9 protein-coding genes are annotated in these 11891 nt (G+C 39.3%); 6 read left to right on the top strand and 3 right to left on the bottom strand.

The window, feature by feature from the left end:
* Nucleotides 1-417 precede the first annotated feature (417 nt).
* Nucleotides 418-1200, top strand: a complete 783-nt coding sequence (locus tag RMZ95_RS33125; RefSeq protein WP_322684040.1) for an alpha/beta hydrolase — start codon at nt 418-420, stop codon at nt 1198-1200.
* Between the two features lie 517 nt (nt 1201-1717).
* Here RMZ95_RS33125 and zwf read toward each other — a convergent pair.
* The 3 genes from zwf to RMZ95_RS33110 all read right to left on the bottom strand — a co-directional run bounded on the left by zwf (nt 1718) and on the right by RMZ95_RS33110 (nt 5745).
* On the bottom strand, nt 1718-3100 hold the full coding sequence (gene zwf, locus RMZ95_RS33120) for a glucose-6-phosphate dehydrogenase (protein WP_322684039.1): 1383 nt from the start codon (nt 3098-3100) through the stop codon (nt 1718-1720).
* A gap of 73 nt (nt 3101-3173) precedes the next feature.
* Nucleotides 3174-4340: a DUF1822 family protein gene (locus tag RMZ95_RS33115; protein ID WP_322684038.1), complete on the bottom strand. Its 1167-nt coding sequence runs from the start codon at nt 4338-4340 to the stop codon at nt 3174-3176.
* Between the two features lie 238 nt (nt 4341-4578).
* The gene (locus tag RMZ95_RS33110; protein ID WP_322684037.1) at nt 4579-5745 is read right to left on the bottom strand and encodes a sigma-70 family RNA polymerase sigma factor; all 1167 of its coding nucleotides are present in this window, start codon (nt 5743-5745) and stop codon (nt 4579-4581) included.
* 184 nt (nt 5746-5929) lie between these two features.
* Between RMZ95_RS33110 and RMZ95_RS33105 the strand changes: the two genes are divergently transcribed.
* The 5 genes from RMZ95_RS33105 to RMZ95_RS33085 form a co-directional block, all read left to right on the top strand.
* Nucleotides 5930-6364 (top strand): hypothetical protein, encoded by a 435-nt coding sequence (locus RMZ95_RS33105; protein ID WP_322684036.1) that lies wholly within the window; start codon nt 5930-5932, stop codon nt 6362-6364.
* Between the two features lie 384 nt (nt 6365-6748).
* Nucleotides 6749-7174, top strand: coding sequence for a hypothetical protein (locus tag RMZ95_RS33100; RefSeq protein WP_322684035.1), 426 nt, complete (start codon nt 6749-6751; stop codon nt 7172-7174).
* Nucleotides 7175-7264: 90 nt separating this feature from the next.
* The gene (locus RMZ95_RS33095; RefSeq protein ID WP_322684034.1) at nt 7265-8050 is read left to right on the top strand and encodes a hypothetical protein; all 786 of its coding nucleotides are present in this window, start codon (nt 7265-7267) and stop codon (nt 8048-8050) included.
* A complete protein-coding gene (locus RMZ95_RS33090) occupies nt 8047-9678 on the top strand; it encodes a hypothetical protein (protein ID WP_322684033.1) in 1632 nt (543 codons plus the stop codon). Before RMZ95_RS33095 ends, RMZ95_RS33090 begins: the two co-directional genes overlap by 4 nt.
* Nucleotides 9679-9980: 302 nt before the next feature.
* The coding region (locus RMZ95_RS33085; RefSeq protein WP_409884425.1) for a caspase family protein at nt 9981-11891 on the top strand (1911 nt) is incomplete at its 3' end.

Genomic DNA, 11891 nt, shown 5'->3' with positions numbered 1-11891 from the left:
CCCCACCATCCCCAGTCCCTAGTCCCTACGATTAATTCAGAAATCAAATCAGATTCCTATAGCTAAACAAAATTAATTACACAAAGTTAAGCCATGAAACTCTTATCCAGATTAGAAACTCATGTGTAAATAATTTTGTGCGATTACTTACTTGACCAGCTTAAGATATGTAATCCTTTGTTTTCTGCTACTTTTTCCCCTAATTACCTAATCGTCCTTGGTGGTCAAAGTTAGGTCAAATACTAATGCTCCGTCAGTTAATAGTACGATATAGCAATAGTTACATGAAGCCGAATTTCACTTAACTGAGAACCACTATATATAATCCTTGAGAAAGTTTCGTCAAACCTGTGGACTTGTTACTGTTATATAACAGTAGAAGTAATTTATCAGGTTATAGTGAGTGAGGTTGTTGTTTTGAAATCCCAATTAACTAATCATCAGGTCGAATTACAGGATTGCACTATTTTTTATCAACAAAGTAACTTGGAGTCGAGTTCAATCCCGATTCTATTTCTGCACGGATGGGGAATCTCTACCCAGCCTTATCAAGAAGTGCTGACACTACTAGCACAGCATCATACCATAATTGCTCCTGACTTGCCTAGTTTTGCGAGATCGAGTTACTCTGGGCTAATTCCTGATTACGTTAGCTATAGCAAATTTCTCCTTTCGTTCTTGGAAGTTTTAGAGTTAGAACATTTTCATGTAGTTGGGCAATCATTTGGCGGAGGTATTGCTATTACCTTATCTGCAATTGTTCCAGAAAAAGTTACCAGTGTAATTCTAGTAGATAGTACAGGAATTCCTACGCTATCAATACCGAAGATAATCCTGCGAAGAGCGATCGAAATGACCTTTCAACTGTTTTTACCAAGACGGAGGTTGAAATTAATTGATATTCCTTTGGTTTTCTGCTATAACTTGTTATTTAATACCGGAAATGTTATTCAAGGATTACTAATTTCTTTGTACGAAGACATAAGCTATTTACTACCAAAAGTCCTAGCTCCTTGTTTATTATTATGGTCAGAGAAAGACCTAACTACGCCATTAAGTAACGCTCAAGAAATGGCGGCCATTATACCCAACACTAAGTTAATGACTGTAGAAGAAGGTTGTCACGAATGGGGACTTTGGTATCCTGAAAAATTTACCTCACTCATACTGGATTTTATTTGTCAAATTGAGAAATATTAATGTAGCTAGTACCGCAAGGCCCAAATCACTCATTCAAAAGTCAAAAAGCTTCTTGTATAGGCTTCTCAGTGATTTAAAATAGTCTGTTTTTTTTTACGCCGACCTGTACTAGTAGAGATAATCATTTGTTTTGGTCAAGTTATACCCTTAGTGCGATCGCAATCAGGCGGGCGAAACAGCGCCATCGCACAAAAATTGCTGGAAAAAATTGATTTAAAGTTGGATTATGTCGGTCGATTGGGGTCGAGGAAAAACCGGGAGTGGGTTTACCAGGGTTAAAAATGCCATATCTGCTGGAAACCTTGATATCACTCCATTGTGGCAACCCAAGTAAAAATCTAAGTTCTAAAGTTTCTTACTTTGAGGTTTTTAAAAGCATTTTTAGCCCCTGCTTGCGGCTGGCGATCGCTCAAAAGAAGAGATGGGCAATACTTTTGTTATAGAACTAATCGAAAAACTCATCTCCTCAGATTAGTATGCCGATGGCGGCAAACTAAGCTATATTGACTTTTTTTAATTAATCATCTCTAGCTAATGGGTTGTACCACTGATCCGTTGGCAAGAGCAGTCGATCTGACTCAGGTGGGCCCCATGTATTTGGCTCATACTGATAAATGGGTGTGACGTTATCAAGAATTGGCTGGACAATCCGCCATTCCTCTTCTACGGTATCTTCTCGTACAAACAAGGTAGGATCGCCCTGTATGGCATCACCCAATAGACGTTCATAGGGTTCCATCTCGTCGCCACCTCCGTAAAAGGCTAGGAGTTCATTCGTAGAGCCGATCATATCTTCTCCAGGGATTTTAGTGCGAGCGCCCAATCCCACAATTACCTCTGGATCTAGTAAAAAACGAACATAATTACCGTTTTTTTGTCTTCCCTCCTGGAACACATCTAAAGGTGGACACTTGAACTTGACCATTACCTCAGTAGTTTTGACAGGCAATTTCTTCCCAGCCCGAATGTAGATGGGAACTCCTGACCACCGCCACGTATTAATAAATAACCGCACGGCAACAAAAGTTTCTACTTGGGAGTCAGGAGAAACACCTTCTTCGTTACGGTAATCAGAAAATTGACCGCGAATAATATCATCGGGTTGCACTGAAGGTATAGCTTTGAGAATACGCTCTTTTTCATCCCGGATGGAATCGGCAGCCGTACTGGCGGGAGCATCCATACACACTGAAGCCAATATTTGCAGCATATGGTTTTCCACTACATCCCGAATTGCGCCAGTTTCCTCATAGAAGCGCCCCCTTCCTTGAATGCCAAAGTCCTCTGCCATCACAATCTGGATGCTTTCAACATAGTTGCGATTCCAGATGGGTTCGAGAAAAGAGTTGGCAAACCGAAAATAGAGTAAATTCAGCAGTGGTTCTTTGCCCAGGTAATGGTCAATGCGATAGATGGATGATTCGGGAAAAACTGATGCCAGAATTTGATTTAACTCGCGTGCTGATTTCAAATCCCGTCCAAATGGTTTTTCAATTACCACCCGCGCATTTTTAGCACAGCCTGATTCGCCCAATCCTGACACTACTTGTGCAAACAAGCTTGGTGGAATTGCCAAATAGTAGAGGGGATGAGTAGCATCACCAAGGGCTTGACGTAATTTTTCGTAAGTTTCTGGTTTGTTGTAGTCACCAGCAACGTACTGGAGTAGACCAGAAAGTTTCTCAAATGCGTCTCGATCTATACCACCATTATGTTCTAAGCTATCACGTGCCCTTTCCCTAAGTTGATCCGTCGTCCAAGATCGTCCGGCAACCCCAATCACTGGGACATTGAGATTGCCCCGTCGTACCATTGCCTGAAGGCTAGGGAAGATTTTCTTGTAGGCTAAGTCACCTGTTGCCCCAAAAAATACCAGTGCGTCTGAATCAGGAGTTCCCATGACTAACCTCTTTATTGCCTATCTCACAAAACCAACAAAATCATCCCGCAAATATACAACGCCTAAATTCTTTTTAAAACTTGAGTATTTCCCAATTATAATTGTCGGGAAAAGGTTCTATTTCCCAGACTATGCTTTCTCCTGCTTCTAAGGCAACTTCTACGTAGAGTTGTTCTACAGCCGTTGCAGCTACATCTTCATTATTGGGAAAAGGCTGTAAATCTTCGGTAAGTAATCGGAGTTTAAAACCACCAGGAATAGCTGCACCGATCGCAGCGTTACGTAATTCAAAACGCCAAATAGTTGCATCTGGCTCACCTTGTGGTATAATCAAAAATTCGTAAATTTGACCTGCGATCGCCAACCGACGAGAGAGAATAGTATTTGGTTGTGCATCTTCCACACCCCGCGCCCCAGCAGCACTAAGTTGTAAATCAAAGCTTCCCCAACCAACAGCCTCAGCAACTTGAGAAACACCGCTTTGCAACCATTGGATAACTGACCATTGTTCTGGTAATCCTAAGCGTCGTTGATATAAATTTTGTCGCCAACCGCCATGTTGAATTAATCCACCCCACAGTTGAAAAGGGATTTCTTGGCGGGGTGTAAGTATTTCCGGGTTTCCCAGACGGGCAATTAAATTTTCTGCCTGTTGTGGCGATAAGCTGGGAATCTCTTCAATAGGGCTACGAGTGGGTTCCTCTGGGCACAATTGACGCGCCAAAGCTAAAACGCTGATGTCGTTGATTATATCAGTACCATCTAGGGAATAAGTGCGATCGCTGGCATCATAACTACCTTGAGTTTTCAGTTTTTCATGGTTGCAATAACCCCAAATCCTGACGTAGCCTTCATCTGGCTCGACTTGCACAGCTAAATAATAATCACCTACCCAACTAGGAATATCCACCCATTCTTGAGGTACTCGCAATTCACTCAAATCAATTGCCTCGCTTGGTATCAAGACTAATCTTGTTGCCTCAACGGTGAGTGCAATTCCATTAACCAGTTCCCAAAAACTGGGTAAAGCAGTGGTAGTTGGCCAAACTTTTGTCTGTGGTGTCCAGTCTTCTTGCAACCATAACAAGATAGCATCCAGGCAAAGTTGATTAATATAAGCTTGATAGCGAGAATTAGCATTAGAAAAAGCTTGGCTGTGTAAATCCGCTTGGTTTTGGGTAGTTGTAGGGATTTCCAAAACCATATCTGTTGGGTTGATGAAAGTAAATACAGTAGTCATAGGGATTGGGGATTGGGGTTGAGATTCTAAGTTCAGCTTTGCGTAAAATCGTTGCGAATTGAGGGTTGAAATTTAAACGCATAGGCGCTTCGCCTTCCCGCAGGGTAGGTTCGCAAAGGTAAACGCAAAGGGGTGCAGAGAATTCACTACGAATTAATGAAATGTTGTAAGTAGTTAGATTAACGAGGTTTTCAGGTGGATGAACGAGATTTTAACTCTCCTTGTCCCCACTCCCCAGTTATCCACCATAGTAATTTTTCAACCATTCCTCCATTAGTGTGTTTATACTATGCAGTAGGTCTGAAGTAACGGAAATATGCAAACTATCTTTACTCCAATTAACTAAAAAGCGTAACAAAGTTTCTTGAGCTTTTTTTAGTCGTCGTGAGACAGTATATTGCTGTATTTGTAATTGTTTGGCAATTTTGTCTTGAGTTAGTTCTTGAGCATAATAAAGTTGTAAAATTTCTTGTACTTGCGGTTCGAGTTGAGCGATCGCAGCCACTAAAACTTTGTTAATCTCAGTTTGTTGGAAATTTCTTGTTTGTTCTTCTTCAGCAGCAAGAATTTCATTAATCAGAGATTCTTGTTGTGTTCCGGGAATATTATCAAGCCACTCCCACGAATCATCGCCCCCTTTAGGAATATTGAGAGAGTCAACCGGAAAATAACGATAGCGGCGTGCGGCTTTAGCAGCAGTTAAAAGCCACTTTTCTAAGGTTTGGGAATTGACTTGCTGACCACTTTGTGAATTATAAGCTTTCGCGATCGCCTCCCAAATCTCGTTGTCTGGTTGAGATATTTGGCGAGAAGTACCTTTTTGTGTGGGGATATATATACTTTTGAAACAGTTCCAAGCGAGGACGTAATCGTTAATATCTTCTAGCAACAAACCTGCATTTTGTAAAGACTCCACCAAAAACTTTTTAGTAATTTTTCGTAATAATCCCCAATCGGTACAAATATCAATTTCACGATTTTGGCGTAAATTTTCCCGAATAGCACTGCTAAAGAGAGCAGTAGCGTAGTTTTTTAAAATAAAGCCTCCATCTGGATTAAACCCTTTGAGGACTTTATCAACTTGAGCGATCGCAATCTGAAAACAGTCTGATAGCTTGTACTGAGTACTCGCAAAACTGTTAACTGTTTTTTGGGATGCCCAATAACAGGATTCTTGCAAGTAAGCTGCCAGATGCTCTTTAGCCAGTAGCATTGTTTCAGGAATGAGCCAAAATTTATACCAATATAAAACCCAAAAATGTTCCGAGGTTTCTTGAGGCGTGCGGTTGAGACAACTTTGCATACTGCGACGTAGCTTTGATTCCGTCGCCCAACGGATGAAGCGATCGGCGTCAAATTGCACAAAAGTTGAAAATATTTCGATGATGCTTTGCCGAGGATGCATAAAAAATTGTCACCCAACCTATAGGAAGACTGAAAGCGTTAAAGGACGCCTACACAAACTTTACTACAAGGTGTGAGGATTATATTTCGACTTCAATGAAATATTTTATACTTAGCCAACTGGTAATCGTGTCTACTTATCAATAAATTACAAAAACAATTACGAATAATAGAGTGTGAATAAAATGTTGAAACGTTCTTTAAGTATTATTGCTGCTAGTAGCATCTTAACTACTGCTTTAATCAATCCTGCTTTAGCTGTACCTGCTGACTTTATTGGTACTTGGGTAAATAAAGATGCCAATACTTCTAATATTACTCGTTTAGTAATTACCTCAGGTGGTAGCAATAAATTAAATATTCAGGTGTTTGGCAAATGTCATCCTAGTGATTGTGATTGGGGAACTGCACCATTACTTACCTATGGTATTAATGTCCAAGATACTAATCATAAATATGCAACAGCCAACTATAATAAAGGGTTCGCAAATTCCTTCCTAACCTTGGGATCTGCTCGTCAAGAATTACTGTTGCAAGGCTATACGCAGTTTTTAGATAATAGCGGCAGACAAAATTACTATTCTCGTGAATACTTTCAAAAGCAACCAAGAGTGAGATAAATAATCACTAAAAATCAGCATCAATTATTACTCTAACAAAAACAGAGAAATTTGCAAGTAACTGAGGTACACAAAGCAAGACTGAAAATAACATAGAAATAGTTTCTAGCTCTTGCTTCAAAGCCCACAGATTTGTACTTCAAAACTGCTGCAAAATATAAAACTTATCCCAGCATTAAACCTTGCCTCTGCGGGGTTTTTCTATTTGTATTTCAGATTGAATTATTCTCAAAAAATAATTCTAAAAAATTTTGACAAGACTGCATAAAAATATCCAAGCAAACCTATTGAATAAGTGAAAGGTGAAAACTGAAAACCTTAATTTGATTTTTTCAAACCAGTCAAAACAACAAAACCAAGAAACAAACTTAAAGGATAATTAAAATGAAAATTACAAGTTCAACTTCTACACGTTTAGCCTTAGTAATGGGTTTAGCAATAGCTAGTTCAATTATTAGTACTGTAGCTAAAGCTGAATCTATCCCACAAGTAAATTCTCATGGTAGCGTATCCAATAAGCCTTTTATTAGCAATGCTGCCCGTCGCGATACTCTTCATAATTTGAACCAACGACCGTTGAATAATATCTTAGAAACTGACGGTGGTAAAACAAAAGAATCGAGCGATAAAGGCAAAGATTCTAGCGATAAAGGTAAGGATAGTAAAGAGAGTTGCGAAAGTGGTAACTGTGGTGGTGTTCTTATAGATAGAGTGAATCCAGTTATTTTACCAGCAGACCAACTGAAAACTCCTGTACTACGAAATGTGCGTCCTCAAACTTTAATTAAAGTTAACAAACCAATCTTCTAAAGAATAGAGATTGTGAAAAAACAGATTCCCGACTTGTTGAAAAAGCCGGGAATCTAAGCCTCAGATGAGAAAAATGATGGACTAAAAATTATGGATTTATTAATTATTGGTTCGAGTGATGACATTTTTTGTCAAGCAGTTAACGAATTGGTTAGACAAAAAGGTTATACGAGTGAACTTTTAGATGTTTGTAATGCTGCAAGAATGTTTTCTATCAGTGTTACTTCTGAAAAATTATCTATTACACCAGAAATCCCAGTTATTTTACGAATTCCGCCACAGATGCCGATTCGCACTAGTTTTGATGATTCTTTTATTTATGATGAGTGTCTTGCTACTTTATGGGCAGCGATGACATTATCTAAATCACCAGTAATTAATCGTCCAACTGCAAATAGTCTTTGGGGTAATTTATCATATTCTTCTAACTTGACTAAATTAAAAGCTGGTTATACTAGCAATCTAGAAGTATTCTCTTCGCAAGTTCCACCATCGCCGCAAGCATTACTCGATAAACAATGGTATCTCCAAGATTTAACTACTTATAATACTGCTGCGTATCCAGAAATCCCTGAAGGGGTGGGGCCATTTCGCGCAAGTTGGGTTTCGGCTAACCTTGAATATGAAATTGTTGTTGTTTTAGAAAATAAAGCATGGCGTTGCACCAAAACATCTCTAGAACATTTGCAGCTAGAAGAAAAAAGTATTTCGCTGCTGAGAAATTTAGATTTGGTATTTGGCACTGTAACTTGGAGTATTGATAGCAACTTAGAGAGTGCCAATATTGCTCGTATTAACCCTTATCCATCGCTGGAAGAAATACAGTTTGTTTGGTCAGATTTTGCTCCCGCACTTTTGGAGACTATTTTCTCATGATTTATGCAATTGGTCTCGATTCAGATCGCACTTTTTGTCATTTTGTTAACTATGCTGAATCTCGTGGTGTCGAAGTCCAAGTAATTAATTTACGCGAAGTGATTCAAAATGGAGATTGGAGGCTAGCATTACCCGATGATAATCAAAGCTGGATAAGTTGTTCTAGCCAAAAGTATGTATTAAATCCTCATGGTTCTTATTATTGTCGCTTGATTGACCTTTCAACCGTACAATCAGATGTACAAGATGCGATGCGATGGAAAAGTCTTCTTGCTGCACTTTGCTGTTGGCTAGAACATATTCCCGGTAACGTTATTAATCGTCCTGGTGCTGGTGCAAATAATTTCTCAAAACCGCTTCATGAATTTCATCTAAAATCTTTAGGTTTTCAAGTTGCTGATAGCGTTACTAGTTCCAATCCAGAAGTTCTAGCTGAGTTTGCTAACGCTGGATTAACAATTGTTAAGACAACATCGGGTGTTCGTGCGGATAGTAGACTAGTAAAATCAGAGGAGTTTCTCGATTTCCACCCAGACGCTGGCCCAGTTCATTTACAAAGATATATAAAGGGCGCTGATGTGCGGGCGCATGTAGTGGGTGATAGAGTTCACGCAGAATTAATAAAATGTCCACAGGTAGACTATCGCCATTTTCATGAAGAAGCTGAGTATATCGAGTGGGAGTTACCAGAAGCTTTACATCAAAAAATTATTAATGCAACTGCTGCGTTGGGGTTAAAGTTTGCAGGTTGGGATTTTAAAGTTACTAACGATTTAGAGTACTGGTGTTTAGAAGTTAATCCAATGCCGGGATACGATGGATATGATATTCGGGCAGATGGGAAAATAACCGACTCGCTATTAGCTTTGCTTACAGAAGATATTGCAGTAAATAGTATTAGTTGGTATACAGATTCGAGTAATGAAATTTTCTCAGAACAAATTGTGACATTTGAACAGTGTAATGATATTTGTTCTGTAATTCATAGTTTAAGAGAATTCTGGATAAAACGAGGGAACTCTCCAAAGTTTTTCTATACTTTAGGTACAGCTAGTTACTTAGATTTCTTAAATCAACCTAATTTTTCTAAGGATTATTATACTATAGCTCATGAATATAATCTACTTCTAGAACTACACTTAGGTTGGCTTTATAAGTTAATCAAAGAATATTTAGAGCAGACGCTTATAAACCCTGTAAGGTATAAACCAGATGCAGCGCTGCCCGGTTTTCATATTTGGCAAGATTCTAATCTTATCACTAAACCCAATGCTACCACACACTTCGATTTGCAATACCGGAACCTCAAATGGAATGAAGGTATCGATACTATAAATACAATATCCTTTACTTTACCAATTAAACTGCCGAAAAGTGGGGGTGGGTTGAATGTTTGGGATTTTAACTATATAAATGATTATAGTCAAGCGATCGCAGGTGATGTAGAGATTCTTAAACGATTTAGAACCAAAACTTTTCATGATTACAAAGTTGGTGAAATTGTCTTGCACAGTGGACACACACTTCATCAGATTGCACCAACTACTTGTATTTATCCTGACGATGAAAGAATAACTCTACAAGGTCATGGATTGTTTTGCGATGGTCAATGGTTACTTTACTGGTAATAAGACTTTTCAACCTATGACAAGTGTTTGTATAGAAAATTTATCGGTTTGGGACTGCAATTCAGTTTTTATTAATTCTGGTATATCAATCTTATCTGAGTTGTAATTTTATGCTAATTTTATCATAAAGTACAAGTTGCATACCATTAGAGATGAAGGACTTTTGAGAAACTTTTAGTATATTTGCAAATGTTTTACTGTTGTTAAGCGGTTATTGAACTTCCTGAATAATCATCAATAATTTGATTTTCCTAAGTTACAACAGTATCTACCTTATTTACAACGCATTTAGGACTACTGTAATGCCACCAATTGGGATCGCTAGTCGCTCAACTTCAGTCAAACAAACTGCAACTCCTAAGCTATGGCTAATGTTGGTGGGAGTCAATCAATATCAAGATGACGGACTACCCAGCCTTAGTTATTCAACAGTAGATTGTCAGGGTTTAGCAGAAGCGTTGGTAGATGCATCTGCACAATTTACTCAAACAGAGGTAAAGATATATCATGATTTTGCACCGCAACCACCATCTTTAGAAAACATCCGTGCCAGTCTGCGGCAAATTACCACTGCGGCTCAATCTATTGATACTATTTTATTTTATTTTTCTGGACATGGAATTGTAGAACCAAACGCGCAGCAAGCATTTTTGTGTTTGGCAGATACTCAAAAATCCGATCTGCAAAACACAGCTTTAGCTTTACAAGAAATTTTGCTGTTGTTGGGTAATAGTGGAGTGCAAAATCAGCTTGTTTGGCTAGATGCTTGTCATAGTGGCGGGATGACACTCAGAGGTATAACAAAAGAACCATTGCTGAATGCTACACCAAAAATGGTTGAACTATTACAGCAGCGTGCTGCTAAAAGTAAAGGTTTTTATGCTTTGCTTTCCTGTGATACTAACCAGCAATCTTGGGAGTTTCCCGAATTGGGACATGGGGTATTTACTTATTATTTAATGAAAGGGTTGCAAGGTGAGGCAGCAGATAGCCAAGGCTTAATTTATGTGGATAATTTGTATCGATACGTATATCATCAAACTCTCCAATATATAGATAAAAGTAATCAACAATTACGGCTGATTAATCAGCAGAAAAAAACTAAAGGAGAAACTCAACTTTTTCGAGAATATCCCTTGCAAACTCCTAAACGAATTGTTGAGGGAGTTGGGGAACTAATTGTCGGGAAAAGATTAACCCAGGCAACTCTTGGAGTGCATCGCCGGATAGGAATAGTAGTAGAGGGATTATCAATCAGCAAAACAACACTAGATATTAGCAAATTTCTCGGAAGTTCTGGAGATTTTGCACTAGAGTATTTGCCAGCAACAAAAGTATCTGCCGATCGCATCAAAGAAGCGATCGCTCGTCATTTACAACAACCAGCATCAGAAGTTATACTGCTTTATCTGCGGGGAAGAATTGAAGAAACCGACGCAGGCGAATGGTTATTGCTGGGAGAAAATATCCGCATCAAGCGTTCCTGGTTGAAACAACAGCTACGTCTCTGCACAGCTCAACAAATTGTCATCCTGGATTGTCCTGTAGCTAATACATCCTTGCAAGATTGGGTAGAAGATTTGCAAATAGACTCCCACCAAGGACAATGTTTAATAGCCTACGCCTCGCCTGCTGACGCACCAGAACGCTTTGCCCAAAAATTTCTTGATACTTTGATGGCGGCAACCCATACAGATGGACTCTCAGCCGCCGGAGCGATCGCTCAATTACAATTATCCTTAGCAGGTAGCGGTTTTCCTCTTTACATCTGGCTATCAGGTACACAAGGCATTATAGAAATTCTCCAAGCAAAAACTTACACGAACACACCAGAAACAACCACAGGATTGGATTTGGGAGTATGCCCTTACATGGGGTTAAGTGCTTTTTTGGAAGAAGATAGTCAGTATTTTTACGGTAGAGAAGCTTTAACTCAGCAGTTAATTCACCAATTACGCGATCGCTCTTTTCTAGCCGTCATCGGTGCTTCTGGAAGCGGCAAATCTTCAATTGTGCAAGCTGGTGTAATTCCTCAACTGCGATTGGGTAAACAAATACCCAGCAGCGAACAATGGTGGATTAGAAGCATTCGTCCTGGAGTAAATCCGCTGGAAGCTTTAGCGCGGCGGCTTGGGGGAGCAGAGGGGCAGGGGAGCAGAAGAGAAACTGGATTTAAATGCCTCTTTGCCCTCGCCTCCTCTTTTGCTTTGTAC

The sequence above is a fragment of the Nostoc sp. DedQUE07 genome (genome assembly GCF_034530975.2).
In the GTDB taxonomy this organism is placed as follows: domain Bacteria; phylum Cyanobacteriota; class Cyanobacteriia; order Cyanobacteriales; family Nostocaceae; genus Nostoc.
The sequence above is the reverse complement of the archived record's forward strand: the minus strand, read 5'-3'. Positions and strand labels throughout refer to the sequence as shown.